Raw genomic sequence first — 25,183 nt, 5'->3', positions numbered from 1 at the left:
TGAAATGCGTGTTCTGCTGATAGAAGATGACAGTGCAACCGCACAAAGCATCGAGCTGATGCTGAAATCGGAAAGTTTCAACGTCTACACGACCGATCTCGGTGAAGAGGGCGTCGATCTAGGCAAGCTCTACGATTACGACATCATCCTTCTCGATCTCAACCTGCCTGACATGTCGGGCTACGAGGTTTTGAGGACGCTTCGCCTTTCCAAGGTAAAGACGCCGATCCTCATCCTCTCCGGCATGGCCGGTATCGAGGACAAGGTACGCGGCCTCGGCTTCGGCGCCGACGACTATATGACCAAGCCGTTCCACAAGGATGAGCTGGTCGCCCGCATTCATGCCATCGTGCGGCGCTCCAAGGGGCACGCCCAGTCGGTCATCACCACCGGCGACCTCGTGGTCAACCTCGATGCCAAGACCGTCGAAGTCGGCGGCCAGCGCGTGCACCTGACCGGCAAGGAATACCAGATGCTGGAGCTGCTCTCGCTGCGCAAGGGCACGACGCTGACCAAGGAAATGTTCCTCAACCACCTTTATGGCGGAATGGACGAGCCTGAGCTGAAGATCATCGACGTCTTCATCTGTAAGCTGCGCAAAAAGCTCGATGCGGCATCCGGCGGCCAGAATTACATCGAGACGGTCTGGGGTCGCGGCTATGTGCTGCGCGAACCCGAAGACATCCGCGTCAGCGCCTGAGCGAAGAACACGTTCTAACTTATTCAATAAAAAACCCGGCTCTGCCGGGTTTTTTGCGTGATGGGCTGATGAGCATCCGTTTTACGCAATTACCAGCAGAAAACCGTCACGCACTCTTCCTGGAATTGCTCACCACCGCCGAATCAGGCGCGATCCTCAAGGCGCGAAAACGCTCAAGCAATTGCGACCGGTTGAACGGCTTCAAGAGATAGCCCTGGGCGCCGGCGCGCTTGGCCCGCATGATCGAAGCGATATCGAGCTCGACCAGTGAAACCAGGATCTGCGGCTTTATCGGGCTCTCCATGGCGCGCACGCGACGGATGAGATCGACCGCCGCCACGTCAGGCAAGGCGCCGTCGACGACGATGATGTCGGGCATATCGGCGGCGCACATCTCCAGCGCGTCAAGTCCGCTGGCGGCCTCGATGATAACCATTTCGGAGCCGCCCAGGATTCGTTTTGCAACCTTCCTGATGACGCTTGAATCGTCGACGAACATGCAGCGTTTCATTTCCGGGTCCTCTTTGCCGTCTGGCAATCCGGCAGCGTCGGGGGCATCGAGAGGCACCATAGGCCAATCCGGTAAAGAAGCCGAAAAGGCGTTAGGTAAAATTTTTGCAAAGATGGCGGCTGCTGACTTTTATTCGCGAATGCTTCAATGCCGCCTAGGCAACTAAACGAATTTCATGCCAATCAGCCGGAATTACAGATTTCGATGTAAAAGTACTTGGCTTCTCGACCGCGCTATCAGGCCGCCGCAAACACGATTTCTTCAGGCGTCGCGTGGATCGATATCGTCATACCGGCTTCGCGCGCCAGAAGCAGCGTGTAATAGGGTTGCACGGAATGCGCGTCGATCGGTTCTTCCGGCTTGTGGCCGGAATGCAGTTCGAGGAATTTCGGCGGCACACGCAGCATCGGGCCAGCCGCGGCGAGCGCGAAACGCGGCTCGGTCTCGAGGTTTTCCAGGGTCACCGAGAGCTTGCCACCGCGCGGAATGGCGGCGTTGGCGACGAGGATCAGGTTGAGCAGCAGCTTGACCTTGTTCTTTGGCAGCAGAGCGCGGGTCCCGTTCCAGGTCAGTTCCGGCTTCTCGTTCTTGAGGAAGGCGATGGCGACCGCTTCGGCATCGCCGGTATCGATCAGCATGCCGGCCGAGCCGGCGGCGCCGAAGGCGATGCGGGCGAACTGCAGGCGGGCCGAAGCGTTGCGGGCGCTCTGACGGATCAGCTTCATGGCGTCTTCGTCGGCGCCGCCTTCATCGAGCAGTTCGAGCCCATTGTTGATCGCGCCGACCGGCGAGATGATGTCGTGGCAGACCCGGCTGCACAAAAGCGCCGCCAGATCGGGTGCGGAAAGGGTGAACAGATCGGCCATCGGCGAAAATCCCAGCAAAATTTTACAATTCATGGCCGAGCGATCGATCGTCGCCTGCCCACACGAATCACGCTCTCTCTCCTCGGACTTTCTGAATACACAGCGTCCGTGCGTGCAGCAACAAATCCAAATTGTGGCTATGGCAAATGGCGTTCACGAAGGCTGCCGACCCCACTTGAGCGACCCTAAACAGCCTTTGAACCGCCATGTTCATGTGGGAGCTTAATGGTTGAAAAAGGATTACGGCATAGTTTGCCCGTAACAGTTACCCCTAACGGCCGGCTAAAAGAGCCGTACGGGGTGCGAGGCGTCGGCGAAGGTGCTCCCTGACGGAGATTGGAAGCATGTTTTCCCGATTCTATGGCCGGACTTTTTTCCGTGTCCCAGACCGGACGTTTGTTCGTGTCATCTCAATGGCGATTGCGCTCATGGGCGTTCTCGCCTTCTCGACTTCAGCCCTACGGGCCCAGGAATATACCGCTCAGGAGATTGTCGATTCCGGTCACAAGTTCTTCGGCGCGACATCGGGCGGGCTCGCCACGGTCGTCGAGAAGATCTTTGCTTCCTACGGCCTGCCCAACGGCTATCTGCTGGGCGAAGAGGGCTCGGGCGCGCTGATCGGCGGTCTGACCTATGGCGAAGGCACGCTCTACACCAAGAATGCCGGCGATCACAAAGTGTTCTGGCAAGGCCCGTCGCTCGGCTGGGACTTCGGCGGCGAGGGCTCGCGAGTGATGATGCTGGTCTACAATCTCGATGATGTGGGCAGCCTCTACAACCGCTATGGCGGCGTCGCCGGCTCGGCCTATGTGGTGGCAGGTGTCGGCTTCAACGTGCTGAAGAACAATAATGTGATTTTGGTGCCGATCCGTACCGGCGTCGGTGCCCGGCTCGGCGTCAATCTCGGCTATTTGAAGCTTACCGAGCGCGCGACGTGGAATCCGTTCTGAGCTAAAGGTCTTTGGCTTTATGCATGTCGCTAGCCCAAAACCGGGCCACTTTTGGGCGACAAGCGTTAAACCCGTCAAGTTGCGGCAAACCCTTGCCGCAACGCTGGATTTCCGCCATGTCAACGTGGCACGGTCAAAAGCGCTCGACGCGTTTTTGGTTTTATCTTGTTGCATGTCGTTGCCCCAAACCGGTTCTCATTTTTTGGACGACATGCATTGGTTTGATGGTTGCCGTCCACAACGGGTAGTCACTTGGTCCAGTCGGTCCTGTTCTTCGTTCTCGGCTTTCTCTGCGCCGGCTTTCTGGCGCTTATGGTGGCTCCGGCCATATGGCGTCGCGCCGTCACCCTGACGCGTCGACGTATCGAAGGCTCGATCCCCCTGACGCAAACCGAAATCCAAGCGGACAAGGATCGCATCCGCGCCGAGTACGCCATGTCGACGCGCCGCCTCGAAATCATCGTCAAGGCGTTGCGCGAGAAGGCGGCTGAGCAACTCGTGGAGATCAATCGCGGTCGCGAGGCCCTGAAAGGGCTGGCGGTCGAGCGCATGGACAAAAGCCAGGCGCTGACCGAGCTGGGCGTCACGACCGAGGCGTTGCATCAACGCGAGAGCGAGTTGCGGCAGCTTTCGGAGCGACTCAAGGAAACCGAACGCAAGCTGGAAAAACGCGCGCTCGAGCTTGAAAAGCTCGAGCGCATGTATGACGACGCCAGTTTTTCCTCCAGCAGCCGGCAGATCGAGCTCGTCGCGCGCGAATCCGAAATGCAGAAACTCGCCAGCGACATTGCGCTGCTGCGGGGCCAGCGCAAGGAGGCGGACAGGCGCGGCCAGGAGATCGCGGCCGAAAGCAAGGCAGCACGCGAAGCGCTGAAAGCCGAGAAGAAAAGGACCGCTGAGCTCGACAAGAAGGTCGAACGGCTGCTGGCGACGCTTGCCGACCGCGAGGACAAGCTTGAACGCCGCGAAAAGGAACTGGCGCGCATGCGAGAAAAATCGAAAGGCGAAGACAGCGCACCGGACTTGCGGCTGGTCGGCAAGGCCGGCGAAACCGCCAGGAGCGACGACCTCGACAAAGCGATCGCCAAGCTCGACAGCGATCGTGAGCGGCTAGAGGCGAGGCTGACGGCGCTGGCGCTCGAGAACAAGCGGCTGAAGGCGGATCTCACAGCGCTGGCCGCGTCCAATCCCGCGGAGGTCAGCTCCGCCCTGCGCGAGCAGATGAACGAACTGGCGGCGGAGGTTGTCCACCTGACGGCCAAGCTCGAAGGGCCTGGTTCGCCGATCGACAAGGCCTTGGCGGCCCCTTCGGATGTACGCTCCGGCAACCGCAGTCTTGCCGACCGCGTGCGGGCGCTGCAGAAGGCTGACGCGACAAGTTGAAATCAGGTCTCTTTGGCCGAAAAATGATGCAGGGCGATGGCTGATGCGGCTGCGACATTCAGGCTGTCGAAACCTTTCGACATGGTGATCCGCACGGTGTGCAAGCGCGCGAGCAGGCTGTCCGGCAAGCCTTCGCCCTCAGTGCCGAGATAGAGTGCCAGGCGTTCGCTCCTTTGCGCATCGCGGATGTCGGTCCGCCCGCGTGGCGTCAGTGCGAATTGTTCGAAGTTCCGCCGGCCGAGCATTGCCATGAAGCCGGCGGCGTCGGTGAACGACGCGAAAGGGATCTTGAGCGCGGCGCCGACTGAAACGCGGATCGCCTTGCGGTAGAGCGGATCGCAGCATGTCGCGTCCAGCAGTATGGCGTCGGCACCAAAGGCGGCGGCGTTGCGGAAGATCGAACCCATATTGTCATGATTGGCGATGCCGACGAGCACCACGACCAGTGCCCCGGCCGGCAAGGCATCGATCAGGGCCTCGGCGGACCGCGGCGTCCCCTTGCGGCCCATGGCCAGGATGCCGCGATGCATGTGAAACCCGGCGATTGCGTCCATCACCGCGCTGGTGGCGACATAGACCGGAAGGTTGGCCGGCGCCTTGCGCAGGATGCTCTCGAGGCCGGAGAGCCGGTTCTCCAGAACCAGAACCGATTCGGCGCCAAAGCGTCCGGCCGAGAACAGCAGGTCCAGCACCACCTTGCCTTCGGCGACGAAGCGGCCTTGCCGGCCGGCGAGATCGCGCTCACGGATGTCGAGATAGGCAGCGACGCGCGGATCTTGCGGGTCGTCGATGCGAATAGGGTCCATGCGTTCCTCGCCGCCGTCGCATCGGCTCGAAAATCCGGGCCGATTTCCCGGCGCTCACCTTTGGGTTCGGAAAGCACGATGCGACAATTCGGGACGGTCAGCTAGCTCCATGCGCCCTAGCGCATGTCGGCTCTGAAATCGCCGGCGAGGCGGCTACAGGACGGTCAGGTTCCGGCACGGCGCAAACGGTGCGCCATCTGGGACAAGTCATCCTTGCCGCTGCCGAAAATGCCGTCCAGCATGACAAGCAGTTCGCGCACGGCGTCGGATTTGCAGGAATAGTAAATCATCTGCCTGTCACGGCGGGTGTCGACGAGGTCGAGCGCACGCAACTTGGCCAGATGCTGGGATAGTGCCGATTGACTGAGCATCACCTTCTCGGCGATGGCGCCGACCGACATTTCACCGTCGGCGAGATAGCTCATGATCAACAGCCGTTTCTCATTGCCCATCAGCATGAGAAATTCGGCCGCGGATTCGGCGTTGACGATTAGCTTTGTCGAGACCATTGATGCCCCATGCTTCTTGTTCATCCCGACGCCATGGGGGCAATGGCGTCTGATTCCATAAACTCACTTGTCAACCGGCGCTGGCGATTCAGCGCCACCAGCAAAAGGTAGAGCATTTCATTTAAATCTCAAGTGTTGCTTTTGATCAAACATAATTAAGTCCAGTCTCCGGCGTCGACCGAGGCCCGGCCGCTCCTGGCCATCTCGACCAGAACGTGTCGCAATTCGCGCGCTGCCACCAGGGGTTGCGGGAAGAAAACCCGGCAAGTGTAATCACCCGATACCAGATCCATGCCATCGGCATCGAAGCCGGCAATGGTCCAGCCGTTGGCGGATGCTCTCGCGAAATGCCGGGCATACACGGCGATTGCGTCAAGATGGTCGGCGTTCATGTGATCGATGGCGGATTGCTCGCTCGCCGCAAGCTCCTCGACGATCGGCCCGCTGGTGAGCAGATCCGACCGATCGAGATGATAGGCCTTGCCGAAACCTCCATTGAGGCTGGCGCGTTGCGGCTCGAGGCGAAAGATCGAAAAGTCGCCGAGACTGGCGTAAAGTTTCGCCTTGGGATTGTGGTTGAGATAACGGCGCTCGGTGCGGGCGTGTTCGCTTGATCCGCGCTCGAGCCGTGCCGCCCGGCAGACCAGTGTCAGGCGCGGGTGCGCAAGCGGGTCGCCCTTGCCGGGTTCGCCAAGCAAAAGGGAGCAGCGCGGATCGGCAAGCAGGGCGCCGGTGTGCGCCGAGAGCATCGACACCAGGATCAGCGGCGCGCCATCGATGTCGGTGGCCACGCCGACCCTGCTGGCCAGCGGCGAGCCGGTTTGCGGTTCGATCACCGCCAGCGCGCCAAAGCGGGGGCTGCGCAGAAGCGCCTTCGCCAGCCGGATCGCTTCGGCGTCCGTCTCGCGGATCACGTCCTTCTTCGGTTCGTCCAAGGCATCACCGCAATAAGTGGATTTTCTTTCTCCAATTATCTGTCAAACAAACCGGATTTGACAAGGTCGTCGATCTCGTTTTTCGAAAACCCGAAACGTGCCAGCACCTTCGACGGGGCGAGATCGTTGTCGGCGAGCCTGGTCGCCGGTGTCGGCCGCGAGCCGGAGAACGCGGCGCCGGGGCAGGGCGCTCAAGTGCGCCCGCCATCACGAAGGAGTTGCGCGCCCGATTGTGCGGGTGCTGCTTCGCCTCATGCAGCGACAGGACAGGAGCAACGCAGGCATCGGTTTGGGTAAACAGCAGGTCCCAGTCGTCGCGTGATTTCCGCCGGACCCGATCGGCAATCGCCGCGCGCATCGGCGGCCACAGCGCCTTGTCGTACTGGCCGGACACAAAGCGCTCGTCGAGCGGCAGCAGTCTGGCGAATTCGGCGAAGAATTGCGGCTCGAGGCAGCCGATGGCGATATGGCGTCCGTCCGATGTCTCATAGGTGTCGTAGAAGGGGGCGCCGGAATCGAGAGGTTCGCGCCGCGCTTGTCGCTCCACAACCCGGCTGCCACGAAGGCGTGCAGAGGCACCGCCAGCATCGAGGCGCCTTCGACCATCGCGGCGTCGACGACCTCGCCCTTGCCCGTGCGCGAGCGTTGGAACAGCGCGGCCAGCAGGCCGGCTACCAGCATCATGGCGCCACCACCATAGTCGGCGACGAGGTTGAGCGGCGGGACAGGGCGGTCGTCCGGGTGGCCGATTGCGTGCAGCACGCCGCAATAGGCGAGGTAGGTGATGTCGTGACCGGCGCGGCCGGAGAGCGGGCCGTCCTGGCCGAAGCCGGTCATGCGGCCGTAGATCAGCGCCGGGTTGCGCGTCAGCACCGCCTCCGGGCCGAGGCCAAGCCGTTCCATGACACCGGGGCGAAACCCTTCGAGCAACATGTCCGCGTTTTCGGCAAGGCGCAGCAGCAGATCGGCGCCTTCCCGGCGCTTCAGGTCAAGACGCAGGATGGCGCGGCCGTGGCGGTCGATGTTGTAGTCATCCGGGAGCGGCAGGAGCGGCTGGCTGGTCCCCGTCCGTTCGATGCGCAGCACTTCGGCGCCCATCTCCGACAGCATCAGGCCGGCCAGCGGCACGGGGCCCAGCCCGGCCATCTCGATCACCTTCAGCCCGGCAAGCGGGCCGGTCTTGCCGGCAGCGGACGGGCCGGTGCTCATGTCCGTCTATTTCGGCGCCATGCGGATGGCGCCGTCAAGGCGGATGGTCTCGCCGTTCAGCATCTGGTTCTCGATGATGTGCAGGGCGAGAGCGGCATATTCGGATGGTTCGCCGAGGCGCGACGGGAAGGGTACGGCGGCGCCCAGCGAATCCTGCACCTCTTGCGGCATGCCGGCCATCATCGGCGTCTTGAAGATGCCGGGCGCGATGGTGCAGACGCGGATGCCTGAACGGGCAAGGTCGCGCGCCACCGGCAGCGTCATGCCGACGACGCCTCCCTTGGACGCCGCATAGGCGGCCTGGCCGATCTGGCCGTCATAGGCGGCAACCGAAGCGGTGTTGACGATGACGCCGCGCTCGCCACCTTGCAGCGGATCGAGCTTTGAAGCGCGCTCGGCGACGAGGCGGATCATGTTGAACGTGCCGATCAGATTGACCTCGATCACCTTGCGGTACTGATCGAGAGGATGGGGGCCATCCTTGCCGATCGTCTTCACGCCAATGGCGATGCCGGCGCAATTGACCAGGATCCGCGGCTCGCCAAGCTTGTCGGCGACGTCGGCAAGTGCAGCTGTCCCACTGTCGGCGCTGCTGACGTCGCACTGGACGGCAATGCCGCCGATCTCGGCCGCGACCTTGGCCGCGCGGTCAATACCGACGTCGAAGATGGCGACGCGGGCGCCCTTGGCGGCCAGCGCCCGCGCCGTTGCCTCGCCAAGACCGGAGCCGCCGCCGGTAACGATCGCGATCTGGCCGTTCGGGTTCATGGCGTCATCCTTTTGATCTCAGGAACAGTGGGACGGATCAGGCGCCAGATCGATGGGTAAGGTCAAGCCATCGCCGCGATCGCGGCAACCCTGGCCTGATCGGCGTGACAGACCTCGCCCGAGAGCCTGGCGACCGCGCCCGGCACGATCTCGTGCGACAGCAACCGGTCGAGATCGACAGGGCGCGGCATCGAAATCTGGCCGCGCGGGATCCGTTTGAAACCGAGCGGACCGTAATAGGGTTCATCACCGACCAGCATGATCGCGGGCGCACCGGTCTTGGCGGCGGCCTCCAGCGCGATCGCCACCAGCCGGCGGCCGATGCCGAGATTCTTGAAGGCCGGCCGCACCGCAAGCGGCCCGAGCATCAGCGCGCGACCGGCGCCGGCGGCGATGCGGGTCATGCGCACCGAGGCGACGACCATGTCGCCCTCGACGGCGACAAAAGACAACGAGCGTTCGTGCCCTCCGGCTTCGCGGATCTTGTAGGCGGCCAGCACAAAGCGGCCGGGCCCGAAGGCTTCGTCGTTGATGGCTTCGATCTGGAGGTCGTGCGCCGGGGTTTCCGGCAGGTATTTTACGTCGGCAAGGCTCATGGTCTTTGCGTTCCGGTAAGGAGGAAAGGTTTGCTGCAAACGGCAGCATTCGCCAGTCAGCGCTAAGCGCGGGCGCCCTTTCGTCGTCGGTCAAACCGGATCAAAGCAAAGTCGAACATGCGGATTGTCCGCTAGCATCAATTTTCCGCCGCTGCAATCGGCCGTTTTAGTGCGTCGTTTCGGCCAAGTGACGCTCTGTTCAGCACCTGACGTCTTCGACAGGCCAATGTTGCGCTTAAATAGGCCAATAGGACGCAAGGAGATTTGCATGGGATTGCTGGTTGAAGGCAGGTGGCAGGATCGCTGGTATGATACCGCGGACAACGGCGGCAGGTTCGTGCGGACGCAGTCGCAATGGCGCGACTGGATCACCGTTGACGGGGCGGCGGCCGAAGGCCGAACGCGCGGCTTCAAGGCCGAGCCCGGCCGCTATCATCTCTATGTCTCGCTTGCCTGTCCGTGGGCGCACCGGACGTTGATTTTTCGCGTATTGAAGAAGCTGGAAGGCATCATATCGGTGTCGGTGGTGCATCATTTCATGGGCGCCAACGGCTGGACGTTCGTGGCCGAGGACGGCGCCACCGGCGACACGCTTTACGGCCTCGACTTCCTGCACCAGATCTACACCATGGCCGATCCTGACTATTCGGGCAGGGTGACGGTGCCGGTGCTGTGGGACAAGAAGGAGCAAACCATCGTCTCCAACGAATCTTCCGAGATCATCCGGATGCTGAATTCGGCTTTCGACGAATGGGGCGATGCCAGCCCCGATTTCTATCCGCAGGCGCTGCGCCGCGACATCGACCGCATCAATGCGCTGGTCTATCCCGCGGTCAACAACGGCGTCTATCGGGCCGGCTTCGCCACCACGCAGCGCGCCTATGAGGAGGCGTTCGGCGAATTGTTCGCGGCGCTGGATATGCTGGAGGAGCGGCTGTCAAGACAGCGCTATCTCGTCGGCGACCGTATCACCGAGGCCGACTGGCGGCTGTTCACCACGCTGGTGCGCTTCGACCCGGTCTATGTCGGCCATTTCAAATGCAATCTGCGCCGCATCGCCGATTACCCGAACCTGTCCAACTATCTGCGCGATCTCTACCAGGTGCCTGGTGTCGCCGAGACCGTGAACCTGCACCACATCAAGGCGCATTATTACGGCAGCCACGAAACGATCAATCCGACGCGGATCGTGCCCGTCGGGCCGAAACTGGATTATGGCGCACGGCATGACCGGGCGCGGTTCAGCAGGGCGGCGGCCTGATCTACCAGTAAGGCGAGGGCTGCTCGCCGTCAAAAACCTCGGCGATCCGCCGCAGCGTCGCGGGCGTCGTTTTCTCGGGCAAGCGGTCGAGGGGGAAGAAGCAGGCTTCGGCGATCTCGTGGTCCGGGAGTTTTGGCGCCGTCTGGCTGAAGTGCTCGATCACGTAGAAGCCGACGTGGTCGCGCCGGCTGGCGCGGCGGTTGAAATGCATCGATTTGAGCATCGGCGGTGATGTCAGTGCGATGTTGCCTTCCTCGGCCAGTTCGCGTGCCAGCGCCTCGGCCAGCGTCTCGCCGACTTCGACACCGCCGCCGGGAAGCTGCCAGCCCGGCACATAGGTGTGGCGAATGAGGAAGATGGAATTGGACGCCATGTCGTGGATCAGACCGCGCACGCCGAGCGTCATCGGCCGTCGCAGCACGAAATGGAGATGGAACAGCCTGGCCCTCAGACCCGCCCAGCCGGTCTGGCGGAAGGCATCTTCAGGCTTCACCATCAGGCCCGAAACCGTGGCTGGAAAGCCAAGCGCGGGTCGCCTATGAAGGATGCATGTTCAGGCTCGCGCATATTTCCGATGTCCATCTTGGGCCGCTCCCCGATGTATCCTATCGTGATCTCGCCTCCAAGCGCGTGCTCGGCTACGTCAACTGGCAGCGCAACCGCCGCCGCCATATGCATGACGCCGTCATCGACACGATCGTCGCCGACATCAAGGCGAACACGCCTGACCACCTTGCCGTCACCGGCGACCTGGTCAATCTGGCGCTCGACGGCGAGATCGAGATGGCCAGGCATTGGCTGGAGACGCTGGGACCGCCGCATGATGTTTCGGTCGTTCCGGGCAACCACGATGCCTATGTGCCCGGGGCCTTCGACAAGGTCTGCCGATCCTGGGCGGCGTGGATGAGCGGCGACGGCGTCAACACGCCGGTCGACCGCAACGCGTTCCCCTATCTGCGAGTGCGCGGCGAAGTCGCCCTGATCGGCGTCTCGACGGCACGCGCCACGGCACCCTTCATGGCCAACGGTTTCTTCATGGAAGGCCAGGCGGCCCGGCTCGGCAAGCTGCTCGACGCAACGGCCAAACAAGGGCTGTTTCGGGCGATCATGATCCACCATCCGCCGGTGCGCGGCGCGGTACCGCAGCACAAGCGGCTGTTCGGTATCGCCCGCTTTCACAAGATCATTCGGCGTCATGGTGCCGAACTTGTCCTGCATGGCCATTCGCATCTGCCGTCGCTGTTCTTCATCGGCGGTAGAGGCGTCAGGATCCCGGCGGTCGGCGTTGCCGCCGCGGGCCAGGCACCGGGCGGCAAGCACCCGGCGGCGCAGTACAATCTGTTCGACATCGACGGCGAAAAGGGCAATTGGCGGATACGGCTGACGCGGCGCGGCCTGACCGGGCCGTCCATACCGCCATCCGACCTGCAGACGCTGGAGCTTGGCACGGAGCCCGGAGCCGTTATGGCCGCAAGCTGATAATCATGGCGGCGATACGGTCCCAGAACAAGACGACCGACACAACCAGTCCGACCAGGGCACCGGCGGCGATCAGGCCAAGCCCGGACAGAAAGGCCGACCAGCCGTTGCTGCTCGTCACTGGGCGCAGCGGCGGTTCGGCTTCCGCTACATCGGCGCGTTTCATGCCGGCGACAGCCGGCTCGACCCCGCCTTCCATCATCCTCTGACGCTCGACGATGCGCTCGGCGACATAGCGCGTCACGGAATCGGCAACCGACTTCATTTCGGTGGATTCGGCAAGCACCACCCGGCCGATGCGGGTGTCCTTGAGGAAGCGATAGGTGCGGCGGTCGCGTCCCATGGCGACATGGCTGACGGCGTCGATCCACAGGCGCGGCTGCAAGCCGGACGAGACGACAAAGTCGAAATTGTCCATGTCGGCCGGAACATCGGCAAAAACCGGCGCCAGATCGGCGGCGAGCAGATCGAGGCGCATGCGATGCGCCTCGCGCATATCGACGACGACGTCATCGCGGTCGGCGAAGGCATTCTTCACATCACGGATGGCATCGGACAGCTTGTTCGACTGGTCGATGGTCTTCTCGCCTGCTTCCTTCATCGGCGTTTGCCTCGCGGGTTTGGTTAACATGGCGTTAACACAGCCGCCGGCAAAATGCACTGGAGAGATGGACGGGATCGAGGCGCGCACGAAGGTTGTTGTGCGCGAAAAAAGGTCAGTTGGCCGCCGCCGCGAATTTCTGGCGATGCGGCCTGGCGCGGCGGTTGGTGTTGCGGCGAATGATCTCGGCGACGAGGCCGGGTGCTTCCTCGGCCAGCATGTGGCCGGCCTCCAGCACATGGTGCACATGAAAATGCGCTGGCAGATCATGCGCCTGGGTAAAGGGCAGCACCGCGTCGTCGGTTCCCCACGCCACCATCACGGGTATGTTCAGCCCATCGAGGCGATCATGCGGGATGACGCCTTGCCGGTCGTCCTTGGTCATGGCGGCTGCGATCTCGACGAGTTTTTCCAGCTGGCCGGGCCGCCCGCGCATTTCCCAGAGGATGTCCACGGTGTGATCGAGCGGCCGGGCTGATGGTCCCGACATGGCGGCGAGGCAGAACCGTATCTCGGACCGATCCGCTGCACCGGCATAGCGGCGCAACAGGGGTCCGTTGATCTCCTGGCCAATGCCCCCCGGCGCCAGAAGCGTCAGCGAAGCGACTTTTCCGGGCTCGGCCAACGCCATCAGCATTGCCACCGCACCGCCCATCGAGTGGCCCACGAGATGAACGCGCCTCAGGCGACGCTCCGAGAGATCGGCGAGCACGGCCCTTGCCGCCACCTTGGCCGGACCAGCGGCGGGAAAATCGAGCGACAGCCCATGCCCCGGCAGATCATAGGCCAGCGTGTGCGTTGCAGGCGCCAGGGAGGAAATCACCTCGCGCCAGACATCGTGGCAACCGCCGAAACCATGCAGCAGGACGATGGCCTTCGAGCCAACACCTTGTTCGGCGGCAAAAAGCGATGCGGTCATGAAAACTGATTTTTGTTATTGCGGGATGCGCGACACTAATTGTGCTGAATTGCTCCGAGTCTAGCGTGATGGCCAGTAAAATTTTCGCGATTTGTACGGTCGCGGACAGAACTCGGCGACCAGCCGGTAGTGGCGATCAAATCCACCGGAACGTGGCGCCCAATCCGCGGATGTCGATTGGTGTCAGCTTGGGTTGCCGAGCCCGGCCGCGCGCAGCGCCTGGACCAGCCGGTCGGTCAGGTCGGCTGGATATTTCCGCTCGACGAAGGTCGCACGTGGATCGGCGGCAAATTTAGGGAACTCGGTGGTCAGTTGTTTCAGCAGCGTGCTCACCAGATGGTCCTGTCCGGCGGCCTTGGCGCCGATCAGCCGCGCCGCCAGATAGTGCGATTTCGTTGCCGTCGTTCTCAACGCCATGCTGGCTGCGACTGCCTTGTTCATGTCGCCGAGCATGAACTCACCGACGAACACCCCGTAATCCCACCATGTCGAGTGCCCGCTGAAGGTCTCCGCTGCATGGTCAAGGATCGGCGTTCCCTCCGCGTATCGGCCGGCGAAGATCAGCCCATAGCCGTAAGCAGCGGCCATGCCGAGGTCGTAGGGATTGAGTTCATAGGCCTTGCGCATCCAGCGGATCGCTTCGTCCGTATTGCCGAGGCGCGAACTGACGTAGCCGTAGGAGCGATGCGCATAAGGGCTGGTCGGCCCCATCTGCACGCCGCGATGGGCAAACTCCACCGCCTTCTCGATCGTCGCATTGGGCGGATAGACATAATGATCGGAGACCGCTTCCAGATGCAGGGAGGCAAGTTCCGAATAGACCAGCGAGGATTTCGTGCCGCCATTGGCCAGCTTCTCGAGGCACCGATAGGCAGCCTCATGGGTCCTGGCGTTCTGGTCGAGATAATATTTGTCGTTGAGCAGCAGGCATTGCGTCAGACCATTTGGCGCACCGGCCTGCTCGATATAGTTGTAGATCGTGCCCGAGGCGGGAAGCGCTGAACTCAGCATGTCGGCGATACGGTCTTCGATCGCGGCAGGAGCGCTGTCGGCAGGGGTCAAATTGCGCGAAAGAAGCACCCGTCCGGACGCCATGCTTTGCAGTTCGATCGTGATATCGCCCGTGTCCGGTCCGGGCAGGATGTCGAATATGAAGCTTGTGGCATCTTCGGCCGGATCGGCCACGGTGTCGCGGCCGATGAAGTCGATCGTATCGAAGCCGCTCAAGCCGGCGCGCAGCGACGCGGCGACACGGCTGGCGTACGTGCCTTCGGCCTTGAGGCCGATATAGACTTGCGGCAGGTCGTCAGCCATTGCCGATGACGCGATGCTTCCGGTCGCGCGGACGGTCTCGAGCGTTGTCGACATGTCGCCGCCCGTCAGCAAGGCACTGCCGCCCTGACGAAGGATCAGTACACCCAGCATGGCGATGACCAGGGCGATCGCCATCCAGAAGAAACGGAGATGGCGCACCACCGAGGGCGTGGGCGAGGGCGTCGCGGAAGTCAGCAGCGCCGCATCCGGCACACTGGCGTCGTTGGGTCGATCGGCGGATGCAGCGCTATCCAGCTTGAGATCCGGCAGCCTTATGGCGTTCAATTCATAGGCAGGAACATAGCCGCCGCGCGGAATGGCGATGCGGACAGGCTCGGCAACGCCCTCATTGGCAAAATAGTGCTGCAGAAGCTCGCGCAGCCTGCCTGCCTGCACCCGCACGACGGCATCGGTGGACGGATCGAAATCGCCGTCCTTGCCGAAAACATCCATGGCGATGGAGAAGCCCTTGAGCCTGTCGGCTTCTCCGGCTTGTTCACGTTCGACAAGATAACGGAGCAGCTTGCGCGCGCGTTCGGATCGTCCGAACGTTTGGCTGGCAAGCAGTCGCTCCAGTGTCTCGCGCACTGCGGGGGCGGCAGGCGTGGCATGCTGCAAGTGTCGATCCTCTCGAAGTCGGCACAGGTTGAGGCGCGATCATATAGGTCCCGCACCGCCACACAAGTATACACCCATTATGCGATCACGTACCCCACCGGATAATTCTTCGGTGGTTAATGTCCCGAAAGATCGGAACCGATCACCAGGTTGCGGCGGTCCCGATCTTCGCTCTGGTCGTGCGTCAGCCGGCTTTTTTGCCAACGATCCGGTTGGCGGCGGACATCACCGCTTCCAGCGAGGCGGCGACGATGTTGGTGTTGATGCCGGCGCCGAACAGCTTGCCGTCAGGATATTCCATCTCGACATAGGAAATGGCCGACGCGTTCGAGCCGCGCTGCAACGAGTGCTCGGAATAGTCGAGCACCGACATCTCGACGCCGAGATGGCGCGACAGCGCATCGACGAAGCCGTCGATCGGACCGGTGCCCGTGCCCGATATCGTCACTTCCTTGCCATTGTCGAGGATGACAGCCTCGACAACGCGCCGGCCCTTGATTTCGGTGCTGGGATAGGTGTGGTGATCGAGGAATTTCAGCCGCGCGGCAGGCTGATCGACATAGGTATCGAGAAAGCGCTCGTAGATGCGCCTTACCGGCACTTCCTTGCCCTCGGCATCGGTGATCGCCTGGATTTCCTGGCTGAATTCGATCTGCAGATTGCGCGGCAGGTTGAGGCCGTAATCGGCCTGCAGCACATAGGCGATGCCGCCCTTGCCGGACTGCGAGTTGATGCGGATGATGGCTTCGTAGCTGCGCCCGACATCAGCCGGATCGATCGGCAGATACGGCACTTCCCACAGGCTCGTGTTGGCCTTCTTCAGCGCCTTCATGCCCTTGTTGATGGCATCCTGATGCGAGCCGGAAAAGGCGGTGTAGACGAGTTCGCCGACATAGGGGTGGCGCTCGGGGATCTTCAACTGGTTCGAATACTCGTAGACGTCCTTCATGCGGTTGATGTCGGAGCAGTCGATCCCGGGATCGACACCTTGCGTGTACATGTTGAGCGCCAGCGTGACGATGTCGACATTGCCGGTGCGCTCGCCATTGCCGAACAGCGTGCCCTCGACGCGGTCGGCGCCGGCCATCAGGCCGAGTTCGGTGGTGGCGATGCCGGTGCCGCGGTCATTGTGCGGATGCAGCGAGACCAGCAGGTTCTCCCTGTTGTCGAGGTTGCGGCACATCCATTCGATGCGGTCGGCATAGATGTTGGGTGTCGACATCTCGACCGTCGACGGCAGGTTGACGATCAGCTTGTTGTCCGGCGTCGGCCTGACGATCTCGGTGACGGCGTTGCAGATCTCCAGCGCCACTTCGAGCTCGGTGCCGGTAAAACTCTCCGGCGAATATTCGAAGCGAAAGCCGCCGCCGGCCTTGGCCGCCATGTCGGTGATCATCTTGGCCGCATCGGTGGCGATGCGCTTGATGCCGCCGACGTCCTTTTCGAAGACGACGCGGCGCTGCAATTCGCTGGTGGAATTGTAGAAATGCACGATCGGGTTGGTGGCGCCTTTGAGCGCCTCGAAGGTGCGGGTGATCAGTTCGGGCCGGCACTGCACCAGCACCTGCAGCGAGACGTCGGCGGGCACGTTGCTCTGCTCGATGCACCAGCGGGCGAAGTCGAAATCGGTCTGCGAGGCCGAGGGGAAACCGATCTCGATCTCCTTGAAGCCCATGTCGAGCAGCAGGCCGAACATGCGCGCCTTGCGCTCGTGGCCCATCGGGTCGATCAGCGCCTGGTTGCCGTCGCGCAGGTCGACCGAGCACCAGATCGGCGCCTTGTCGATGACCTTCGAGGGCCAGGTGCGGTCAGTGAGGCCGACGGTCGGATAGGGCTGATATTTGCGGGCCGCGTCAGGCATGCCCCTGTTCTGGATGCTTCTTTCCACACCCTTGCCAGCTATCTCGGCATCGGAGCGGATCTCTTCTCGTGCGTTCATCGTCTTTTCTCCCGGCGGCTCATGGATCCACCCTCGGGTGGATTGATGGCGAGCGGCGCCTTTACCAGAATTTCGTTCGCTTGATGTGATTGCCAAGGAGCATGCGCTTGCGCGGCGGTTCGACCGCCGGGCGCTCCTTCAGCGAACCCGGCGATCGCCGATAAGGCCGAGAAGAAGCAGGGTCGAAGTCAGCGCGCGCACGGTCTCGCCGGAAAAACCGGTCGGACGGGAAGCGTTGGTGGCGCGCGTGCTCATGGCTGATCTCATATAGGAGCGGCTTGTGGGAGGCAAGTGGGGCCCATGGCGGGTAGGGCTCCGAACTCAGGTTGATAAAAGACCTTACGACAGCCAGTTCGGCGGTGCCGGCAGCTTTTCACGATAGGAATTTTTTCTTGATTCCATGACCTCAGCTATGGTACATATTCGTCCATGGTGCTGATTTGCGCCAGTGACCCGCCGCACAGGCGGGTTTTTCGTTTGATGCTCCGTCAGCCAACGCGCCGGCGAAGGAACCCGTTAACCCGAGTTCGTTGCCCTGGCATTGCTGGCCGGATCTGCTGGATATTATCCCTACCGCACGTGCTCTTCCCCAGGCGCGGCAAATGCGCCAGACTTGGGCGTCGACGGGGTTGCGATGTCCTGTCGCCGGGAGGGAGTCGTCCATGAATTTCGTGTTCTTCTCGCCGCATTTTCCCGCCAATGGCGTGGATTTCTGCGACCGTTTGAAGAAGGCCGGAGCCAGGGTGCTCGGCATCGGCGACGCACCCTATGACGCGCTCGACGCCAAGCTGAAGGCGGCGCTTTCGGAATATTACCGTGTCGCCGACATGGAGGACTACGATCCGGTGTTCCGGGCGATGGGGTATCTCATCCACAAATGGGGCCGGATCGATCGTTTCGAATCGCTCAACGAACACTGGCTGGAACTCGAAGCCAACATCCGCACCGACTTCAACATCTATGGCACCAAGCTCGATTTCGTGAAGAATTTGAAGCGCAAGAGCCGCATGCGCGCCTTCTTCCGCAAGAGCGGTGTCGACACCATCGCGCAGCGCAAATGCTCCGACCGCGCTGGGGCCATGACCTTCATCCGCCGCGTCGGCTATCCGGTGGTGGTCAAGCCAGACAGCGGCTCGGGCGCCTCGAACACCTTCAAGATCTCCAACGCCAAGGAGCTCGACCGGTTCTTCAGGGACAAGCCCGAGGACGTGACGTTCGTCATGGAGCAGTTCATCGAGGGGCTGGTGGTGACCTTCGACGGGCTGATCAATCGCGACGGTGAGGTGGTGCTGGCGGCGAGCCATCGTTACGACCAGAGCGTCATGGAGGTGGTCAACAAGGATCGCCACATGAGCTACCTTTGCTTTCCCAGGATCAGCCCGGCGGTCGAGGAGGCCGGCCGCAAGATCCTAAAAGCGTTCGACGTGCGCGAGCGCTTCTTCCACATCGAGTTGTTCGAGACCACGGACGACCGGGTCATCGCGCTGGAGGTCAACATGCGCCCGCCCGGCGCCTGGATGACCGATGCCATCAACTACACCTTCGACATCGACGTCTATGCGGCATGGGCCGATATGGTGGTCAGGGATGCCGCCGGCGGTCCCTATGAGGGCAAGTATTTCACAGCCTACGCCAGCCGCAAGCAACGCCTCCACTATTTGCACAGCCATGAGGACGTGTTAGCCGCCCATGGCGACAAGATCGTCCATCATCAGGCCATTGAAGAGGTTTTCAGCCGCGCCATGGGAAATTACGCCTACCAGATGCGCTCGAAGGACGAAGCAGCGCTGCGCGAGGCGGTCGCCTATATCCACGCGGAAAAGGTGTGAGGCGATGGACATCTCCTATCACAAGAGTTCCTCGGGCAAGCTCGGCCGCGACATGGAATACAAGCGCTACGGCCACGCCGGCCGGCCGGTGGTGGTGTTCCCGACCTCGCAGGGACGGTTCTACCAGTTCGAGGATTCCGGCGGGGTGGCTGCACTGGCCGAGTTCATCGACACCGGCCGCATCCAGCTGTTCACGGTCGATGGCGTCGATTCGGAATCCTTCTTCGACAAGCATGCAGACGCCGCGCACCGCATCGCCCGCCACGAGGCCTATTTCCGCTATGTGCGCGAGGAGGCGCTGCCGGAATTCCTGTCGGCAGCCGAGCAAGCCAATGGCGGACGCAAGCTGAAGCCGCTGTTTTCGGGCTGTTCGATGGGTGCCTACCACTCGTCGAACTTCGTCTTCCGCTTTCCCGAACTGGCCAGCGGCGTCATTGCGCTCTCGGGCGTCTATTCGGCCCGCGACTTCTTCGGCAAGGCGTTGGAAGGCGACATCTTCTACAATTCGCCGCTCGACTATCTGCCCGGCATCGTCGACCCCAAGCTGCTTGCCCGCCTGAAGGCGTTGCGGCTGATCTTCTGCTGCGGGCAGGGCGCCTGGGAAGAGCGGATGCTGGTCGAAACACGCAAGCTGGAACAGATCCTGCGCGACAAATCCATTCCCGCCTGGGTCGATTATTGGGGCGGCGATGTCAGCCATGACTGGCCGTGGTGGCACAAGCAACTGGTCTATTTCTTCGGCCGCTGGCTGGATGAAGACCTGATGCACAGGCTGGATTGAGGTGCGTTGATATTCAGCCGGCCTGCGAACGACGGTCCGGCCTGAATCTCGACACACCTTGTTGCGCAGAGGAATGAGCACATCCGACTTGGCCGTGTCCAGTTCAGGATGCTGTGGCCCTCCATCGCCATTTGTCGCTGAAGGTGCGCGTGTTCGTCGATTTCCTTCCTGAACGGCTTGCGGCGGCGACAAGCGGCTCGTAGAGCGTCGTCCAGAAAAATATGACTATTCTAATCATGTTTCTGTGGAAACACCGGAGCGGCTGTGGCATGGCGGTGGCGGCGATGGCGCCGCGTGGCGTCTTGTCCCGAACCGTTTCGAAGGACTTGAGTGATGGACCAACTGAGCGCGCAAACCCGTATCCGCGACGAGGCGATCAGGTCGGCGATGGACAGGCTGCGTGCCGAACACGGCGAATTCGAGATCGACACCGGCGTCGCCGACCAATGGGAGCTTCGCCTGCATTATGGGTCGCTGATCGCCATGCTCGAGGATGACGGCATGCTGATCCGTGTCGCGGCGACAGACGAAACCTGCCTGTCCTACATGAAGATGACGGTCGCCGGCCATGTCGCCGAACATCTTGGCACGGCCAGCGGGCTGCGCTGGCAAGGCGACGGCGTTGACGCCGGCACGCCGGTCTTCTTCCGCGAGATCATGGTGATGGCGTCGACGCGGATCTCGGCGCATATGCAGCGCCTGCGCTTCGCCGGCAAGGATCTCGGCCGGTTTACTCATGGCGGCCTGCACATGCGGTTGCTGCTGCCGCCGCATGGGCGACGGCCGGTCTGGCCGTCGATGGGTGCCGACGGGCTGCTTGTCTGGCCCTCGGGCGACGATGTCCTTACCGTGCGGGTCTACACGATCCGGGCGGTGGATGCCGCAAACGGCTGGCTCGATGTCGATTTCGTCCTGCACCCTGGCCAGGACACGCCCGCCGCCACCTTCGCGCAAAACGCACGGGCGGGAGACGTCATCGGCATGATCGGACCCGGCGGCGGCGACACCCCGGTGGCGCAGACCCTGCTTCTGCTCGGCGACGACACCGCATTGCCCGCCATGGCCAGGATCCTCGAGCATCTGCCGCCGTCAACCCGCGCCGAGGTACTCATCGAGGTCGATGGCCCGGATGACCGGATCGCGCTGGCGCAAGGGGAAAATATCGACATCACCTGGCTTTACCGGCATGGCCGTGAAACCGGCACCGCCGGCCTGTTGCCGGCCGCCTTGCGGGAGCGCAGTCACATCGCGCTTGCCGACGGCCTTTATGTCTGGGCCGGATGCGAATTCGGCGATTTCCGGGAGATCCGCAAGATCGTGCGTAAGCAATGGAACCTGTCGCGCGACCAACACCTGGTCACGGCCTACTGGCGCCGGGACGCGCACAGCGAGGGCGACGGCGAGTAACCGTCGATCTCCTGTCGACGTTCGCTACCGCGCGAAGCGGCGGTCAGTCATGGCGGGCCAGAAACGCCTCGGTGACCGCGATGCAATCCTGCCTTTCCTCGACATGCGGCATGTGGCTCGAGAGTGGGAAGACATGGCCTTCGACCGTGGGAATATGGTCGAGGAAGGGCTGGACACAGGCGGCCGTGGCTTCATCGAAAAGGCCGCGAAAGGCCAGTGTCGGCGCTTCGATCAGCGGCAGGCGGTCGATGATCGACCAGTCGCGCATGGTGCCAACAACGTGGAATTCATTGGGGCCGTTCATCGTGTGATAGACGGTGGGATCGGCGTCGATGGCGGCAAAGGTGCGCGCCACCTCGACCGGCCAAGGCACGACGCGGCAGACGTGCCGGTCGTAGAACGCCCGCGTCGCCGCGAGGTAATCGGGATGGTCCGTCGTCCCGTCCGCTTCGTGGCGATCGAGCGCCTGTCTCACTGCTGCCGGCAGCTGCGCGCGCAGTTGCCCCGCGCCTTCGACCCACAGCCTCATCGAGGCGAGCGAGTTGGCGAGCACCAGTGCCTTGAGGCCCGCTGGCCGGCGCACCGCATGCTCGGCGCCGAGCATGCCGCCCCAGGATTGCCCGAGCAGGGCGTAACGCTGCTGGATGCCGAGATGGGCGAGCAGCGCATCCAGTTCGCCAAGGAAGAATTCGACCGTCCAGAAGTCGCCGCCCTTGTGCGGCAGATGGGTGGATCGTCCGTTGCCGATCTGGTCGTAGTGGACCACCGCGCGGCCGAAGCCGGCAATGTCCTTGAAGCTGTCGACATAGTCGTGGGTGCAGCCGGGTCCACCATGGGCAACGACCAGCGGCAGCCTGCCCGACCCCAGGTCTCCCGTCACGCGGTACCAGGTCCTGTATGGCCCGTAGGCGCTGAACCCTTCCGATATTGCAAGGTCGTCCATCGTGTCCCTCCGCCTGGCTGGCTCGGCGTCGGCCGCTCATCAACGGTCTCCGACGGTGTTCGCGGCAAAGGGTACAGAGGCGGACCGGCAAGCGACCAGCTAGCAATAACGTTAGTTTTGATGGTGCCGGCGGGACAGGTCCTGGCCCTGGCTGATAGGCCCGAGCAACCGGTAGTGGGCCGCCAAAGCGATGGCGTGGAAGCGGTTGCGGGCGCCGAGTTTGCGGCTGGCGGCGTTGAGATGCAGCGTCGCGGTCGGCACGCTGCGGCAGATTTCATGGGCGATCTGCTTGGCGGTCAATCCGCAAGCGGCGAGGCTCAGACACTGGCGTTCCCGTGACGTCAGGTGGAAATACTGGCTTGTCCGGGTGCGCTGATCGAAACCGGCATAGACGCAATCGTGGAACAGGTGACCGAGGTCGCCAATGCCGGGCAGCATCCCTTGTGCCTCGGCTTCGAAATTCGGCTCCGGATCGAGGCGGATGGCGGTGAAGGTGGCGAGATCGCCGCCGTCGAAGCGGATCGGCACCGTCACGCCGCATGTCATCTTGGTGTCCAGCAGGTAGCCTATCACCGGGTCATGCTTGCGCTGCAGGATGCGTCTCATGACCGGGCTCTGCGACCCCTTATGCGACCACAGAAATGGTCGTGACACCGCGAGTGCCGCCTCCTGCACCGGATCGAGCTGATAGTAACCACCCTTGCACCACAGGTCCTGCATGTCGGACGGCACGTTGGCGAGGGCCATCAGCGAAGGCGTGATCAACTCGCCTTCATGACTGACCGGGACCGGCGTATAGTCGTAAATCAGCGAGGTAAAACCTGCGGGCGCAAGCACGCGCATCGCCGCCGCCATCGCGGCGTCGATTCCCATGCCTGTGTGAAATTCGCTCTCGAAATCGCCGGACACGCCTTGCATGAGCAAAAGCTTACTCGCCAGCCAATGTTTGTCAAACAGGCATGTTCGTAAAATGCTCAACAAATGAGCACAGCGCGATCACGGCTTGTTGTCCGCGACGCGTCCGGAGGGACAAAACTATCTTAATTCACAGCTATCCCGGCGGGTTTCGTGCGCCATACGCTGTGTACAATGGATCGCGGTCCGGCGTGTGCCACCTGGCGCACATCGTGGCTTGCAATCACCCACTTCCCCAGAGGAGCAAGACGATGCGGTCCCGGAATGTTTTTAGCGCAATGATGGCCGGTGTCGGCCTGGCTGGCCTGATGCTGATGGCGCCCGTGACAGGTGCGGCCGCGCAAGAAGGCAAGGCTGGCGGGACGCTGAAGCTTCTCGCCAACGCCGCTGCCGGCACGATCGATCCGCAAATCAACTACACACTGCAATATTTCCAGATCAACTACGTCCTCTATGATGGGCTGGTGACCTTCCGCAAGACCGGCGACAAGACCGGTTTCGAGGTGGTGGCGGACCTGGCCGAGAGCTTGCCCAAGCCGGAAGACGGCGGCAAGAAATACGTCTTCAAGCTGCGCAAGGGCATCAAGTTCGCCGACGGATCGGACCTGACGACGGCCGATGTCGTGGCGTCGTTCCAGCGCATGTTCAAGATCAGCGGTCCCACGACGGGTACGCTCTACAATGGCATCGTCGGCGCCGACACATGTCTCAAAACGCCGGCGATCTGCACGCTCGACGGCGGCGTCGTCGCCGATGAGGCGGCAAGCACCGTCACCTTCAATCTGGTGGCGCCCGATCCGGACTTCCTGCAGAAGATCTCGATCCCGCACGCCGCGATCCTGCCCGCCGAGGCGCCTCTCAAGGATTCGGGGACCGCGCCCATTCCCGGCACCGGGCCCTACATGATCGCCACCTACGATCCCAACAGCCTGCTCAAGATGGTGCGCAACCCGCATTTCAAGGAATGGAGCAAGGAGGCGCAGCCGGCCGGCTATCCCGACGAGATAGACTATGGCTTCGGTCTCACCGACGAGGCGGCGGTCACCGCCGTGGAGAATGGCCAGGCCGACTGGATGTTCGATCCGCCGCCGGCAGACCGGCTGGCGGAATTGGGCACGAAATACGCCAAGCAGGTGTCCGTGCATCCGCTGACAGCGATGTGGTATGCGCCGATGAATACCAATCTCGCGCCGTTCAACGACATCCGCGTGCGGCAGGCGGTCAACTACGCCATCGACCGGTCGGCCATCGTCAAGCTGTTCGGCGGCAGCAATCTGGCGCAGCCTTCCTGCCAGATACTGCCGCCGGATTTCCCGTCCTACGCTCCTTATTGCCCGTTCACGGCCAAGCCCGGCGAAAAGTGGTCGGCGCCTGACCTGGAGAAAGCCAAAGCGCTGGTCGCCGCCTCCGGCACGGCTGGACAGGAGGTGACGATCATCACCGAGGACACCGAAGTGTCGAAGTCGATCGGCGTGTATCTGCAGGATGTGCTGAACGGGCTGGGCTACAAGACCTCGATCAAGCCGATCTCGCAGAACATCCAGTTCACCTATATCCAGAACACCAACAACAAGGTGCAGATTTCCGTCTCGCAGTGGTTCCAGGACTATCCCGCGCCATCGGATTTCCTGCAGGTGCTGTTCAGCTGCGCCTCGTTCACACCCGGCTCGGACGCCTCGGTCAACATTTCCGGCTTCTGCGACAAGTCGATCGACCAGAAGATGGGCGAGGCTCAGACCGCCACGATCGCCGATCCTGCCAAGGGCGCGCAACTGTGGACCGCCGTCGACAAGGCGGTCACCGACGCAGCGCCGGTGGCCGTGCTGTTCACGCCGAAGCGCGTCGACCTGATCTCGCCGCGGCTGAAGAATTTCGTCTTCAGCCCGCAATTCTACTGGATCATGAGCCAGTCATGGGTCGAGTGACCGGGGGTTGAGTGATCAG

24 protein-coding genes and 1 pseudogene are annotated in these 25,183 nt (G+C 62.4%); 9 read left to right on the top strand and 16 right to left on the bottom strand.

What is annotated here, in order from left to right:
- Positions 1–4 precede the first annotated feature (4 nt).
- Positions 5–700 (top strand): response regulator transcription factor CtrA, encoded by a 696-nt coding sequence (gene ctrA / locus NKH03_RS14740; RefSeq protein WP_006203583.1) that lies wholly within the window; start codon positions 5–7, stop codon positions 698–700.
- A 106-nt stretch (positions 701–806) separates the two neighbouring features.
- Here ctrA and NKH03_RS14735 read toward each other — a convergent pair whose 3' ends face one another.
- Together NKH03_RS14735 and chpT are read right to left on the bottom strand one after the other, a co-directional pair.
- Complete coding sequence (locus tag NKH03_RS14735) at positions 807–1,211, bottom strand: response regulator (protein ID WP_352880905.1); 405 nt, start codon at positions 1,209–1,211, stop codon at positions 807–809.
- A 236-nt stretch (positions 1,212–1,447) separates the two neighbouring features.
- Entirely contained in the window at positions 1,448–2,077 is a 630-nt protein-coding gene (gene chpT, locus NKH03_RS14730) for a histidine phosphotransferase ChpT (RefSeq protein WP_352627522.1), read from the bottom strand.
- A 413-nt stretch (positions 2,078–2,490) separates the two neighbouring features.
- Between chpT and NKH03_RS14725 the strand changes: the two genes are divergently transcribed.
- Both NKH03_RS14725 and NKH03_RS14720 read left to right on the top strand, forming a co-directional pair.
- Positions 2,491–3,027 (top strand): DUF1134 domain-containing protein, encoded by a 537-nt coding sequence (locus NKH03_RS14725; protein WP_352865935.1) that lies wholly within the window; start codon positions 2,491–2,493, stop codon positions 3,025–3,027.
- 252 nt (positions 3,028–3,279) lie between these two features.
- Positions 3,280–4,410, top strand: a complete 1,131-nt coding sequence (locus NKH03_RS14720; RefSeq protein ID WP_352865937.1) for a coiled-coil domain-containing protein — start codon at positions 3,280–3,282, stop codon at positions 4,408–4,410.
- 2 nt (positions 4,411–4,412) lie between these two features.
- Here NKH03_RS14720 and NKH03_RS14715 read toward each other — a convergent pair whose 3' ends face one another.
- The 7 genes and pseudogenes from NKH03_RS14715 to NKH03_RS14685 form a co-directional block, all read right to left on the bottom strand.
- Entirely contained in the window at positions 4,413–5,216 is an 804-nt protein-coding gene (locus NKH03_RS14715) for a TrmH family RNA methyltransferase (RefSeq protein WP_352880911.1), read from the bottom strand.
- Positions 5,217–5,380: 164 nt separating this feature from the next.
- A complete protein-coding gene (locus NKH03_RS14710) occupies positions 5,381–5,725 on the bottom strand; it encodes an ArsR/SmtB family transcription factor (RefSeq protein ID WP_023760638.1) in 345 nt (114 codons plus the stop codon).
- 155 nt (positions 5,726–5,880) lie between these two features.
- Positions 5,881–6,660, bottom strand: a complete 780-nt coding sequence (locus NKH03_RS14705) for a HugZ family pyridoxamine 5'-phosphate oxidase (RefSeq protein ID WP_352968909.1) — start codon at positions 6,658–6,660, stop codon at positions 5,881–5,883.
- A gap of 4 nt (positions 6,661–6,664) precedes the next feature.
- Complete coding sequence (locus NKH03_RS14700) at positions 6,665–7,207, bottom strand: CoA transferase (RefSeq protein ID WP_352968965.1); 543 nt, start codon at positions 7,205–7,207, stop codon at positions 6,665–6,667.
- An 86-nt stretch (positions 7,208–7,293) separates the two neighbouring features.
- Positions 7,294–7,770: pseudogene (locus NKH03_RS14695) on the bottom strand (CoA transferase); the annotation flags it as partial.
- Positions 7,771–7,875: 105 nt separating this feature from the next.
- Positions 7,876–8,637, bottom strand: a complete 762-nt coding sequence (locus NKH03_RS14690) for a 3-hydroxyacyl-CoA dehydrogenase (RefSeq protein WP_352968908.1) — start codon at positions 8,635–8,637, stop codon at positions 7,876–7,878.
- Positions 8,638–8,699: 62 nt separating this feature from the next.
- The gene (locus tag NKH03_RS14685) at positions 8,700–9,233 is read right to left on the bottom strand and encodes a GNAT family N-acetyltransferase (RefSeq protein ID WP_352968907.1); all 534 of its coding nucleotides are present in this window, start codon (positions 9,231–9,233) and stop codon (positions 8,700–8,702) included.
- Between the two features lie 268 nt (positions 9,234–9,501).
- Between NKH03_RS14685 and NKH03_RS14680 the strand changes: the two genes are divergently transcribed.
- Positions 9,502–10,494 (top strand): glutathione S-transferase family protein, encoded by a 993-nt coding sequence (locus tag NKH03_RS14680; protein WP_352968906.1) that lies wholly within the window; start codon positions 9,502–9,504, stop codon positions 10,492–10,494.
- A gap of 1 nt (position 10,495) precedes the next feature.
- On the opposite strand, the gene NKH03_RS14675 is transcribed toward NKH03_RS14680, so the two are convergent.
- Positions 10,496–10,990, bottom strand: a complete 495-nt coding sequence (locus NKH03_RS14675) for an NUDIX domain-containing protein (protein ID WP_352968905.1) — start codon at positions 10,988–10,990, stop codon at positions 10,496–10,498.
- Positions 10,991–11,043: 53 nt separating this feature from the next.
- Here NKH03_RS14675 and NKH03_RS14670 point away from each other — a divergent pair, with 53 nt between their 5' ends.
- Positions 11,044–11,973: a metallophosphoesterase family protein gene (locus NKH03_RS14670; RefSeq protein ID WP_352865952.1), complete on the top strand. Its 930-nt coding sequence runs from the start codon at positions 11,044–11,046 to the stop codon at positions 11,971–11,973.
- Here the strand turns inward: NKH03_RS14670 and NKH03_RS14665 are convergent.
- The 4 genes from NKH03_RS14665 to leuA all read right to left on the bottom strand — a co-directional run bounded on the left by NKH03_RS14665 (position 11,957) and on the right by leuA (position 17,364).
- A complete protein-coding gene (locus NKH03_RS14665) occupies positions 11,957–12,574 on the bottom strand; it encodes a hypothetical protein (RefSeq protein WP_352968904.1) in 618 nt (205 codons plus the stop codon). The two genes, NKH03_RS14670 and NKH03_RS14665, sit on opposite strands and share 17 nt — an antisense overlap.
- Before the next feature lie 115 nt (positions 12,575–12,689).
- A complete protein-coding gene (locus tag NKH03_RS14660; protein WP_352968903.1) occupies positions 12,690–13,493 on the bottom strand; it encodes an alpha/beta fold hydrolase in 804 nt (267 codons plus the stop codon).
- A 183-nt stretch (positions 13,494–13,676) separates the two neighbouring features.
- A complete protein-coding gene (locus tag NKH03_RS14655) occupies positions 13,677–15,425 on the bottom strand; it encodes a tetratricopeptide repeat protein (RefSeq protein ID WP_352968902.1) in 1,749 nt (582 codons plus the stop codon).
- Positions 15,426–15,609: 184 nt separating this feature from the next.
- Positions 15,610–17,364, bottom strand: a complete 1,755-nt coding sequence (gene leuA, locus NKH03_RS14650) for a 2-isopropylmalate synthase (protein WP_502913517.1) — start codon at positions 17,362–17,364, stop codon at positions 15,610–15,612.
- 662 nt (positions 17,365–18,026) lie between these two features.
- On the opposite strand from leuA, the gene NKH03_RS14645 reads away from it, so the two are divergent.
- From NKH03_RS14645 to NKH03_RS14635, 3 genes are all read left to right on the top strand, one after another.
- Complete coding sequence (locus tag NKH03_RS14645) at positions 18,027–19,193, top strand: ATP-grasp domain-containing protein (protein ID WP_352968901.1); 1,167 nt, start codon at positions 18,027–18,029, stop codon at positions 19,191–19,193.
- A 4-nt stretch (positions 19,194–19,197) separates the two neighbouring features.
- Complete coding sequence (locus NKH03_RS14640) at positions 19,198–19,974, top strand: esterase family protein (RefSeq protein WP_352968900.1); 777 nt, start codon at positions 19,198–19,200, stop codon at positions 19,972–19,974.
- Between the two features lie 333 nt (positions 19,975–20,307).
- Entirely contained in the window at positions 20,308–21,381 is a 1,074-nt protein-coding gene (locus NKH03_RS14635) for an SIP domain-containing protein (RefSeq protein WP_352968899.1), read from the top strand.
- A gap of 43 nt (positions 21,382–21,424) precedes the next feature.
- Here NKH03_RS14635 and NKH03_RS14630 read toward each other — a convergent pair whose 3' ends face one another.
- Both NKH03_RS14630 and NKH03_RS14625 read right to left on the bottom strand, forming a co-directional pair.
- Positions 21,425–22,324, bottom strand: a complete 900-nt coding sequence (locus tag NKH03_RS14630) for a proline iminopeptidase-family hydrolase (protein WP_352968897.1) — start codon at positions 22,322–22,324, stop codon at positions 21,425–21,427.
- Positions 22,325–22,435: 111 nt separating this feature from the next.
- Positions 22,436–23,197 carry a helix-turn-helix transcriptional regulator gene (locus NKH03_RS14625; protein ID WP_352968896.1) on the bottom strand — a complete coding sequence of 254 codons (762 nt, stop codon included), beginning with the start codon at positions 23,195–23,197 and terminating at the stop codon, positions 22,436–22,438.
- Between the two features lie 293 nt (positions 23,198–23,490).
- On the opposite strand from NKH03_RS14625, the gene NKH03_RS14620 reads away from it, so the two are divergent.
- The gene (locus NKH03_RS14620; protein ID WP_352968895.1) at positions 23,491–25,164 is read left to right on the top strand and encodes an ABC transporter substrate-binding protein; all 1,674 of its coding nucleotides are present in this window, start codon (positions 23,491–23,493) and stop codon (positions 25,162–25,164) included.
- Positions 25,165–25,183: the final 19 nt, after the last annotated feature.

It is taken from the genome of Mesorhizobium sp. M1406, from assembly GCF_040317555.1.
Classification (GTDB): domain Bacteria; phylum Pseudomonadota; class Alphaproteobacteria; order Rhizobiales; family Rhizobiaceae; genus Mesorhizobium.
This window is presented reverse-complemented; position numbering and strand designations above follow the sequence as displayed.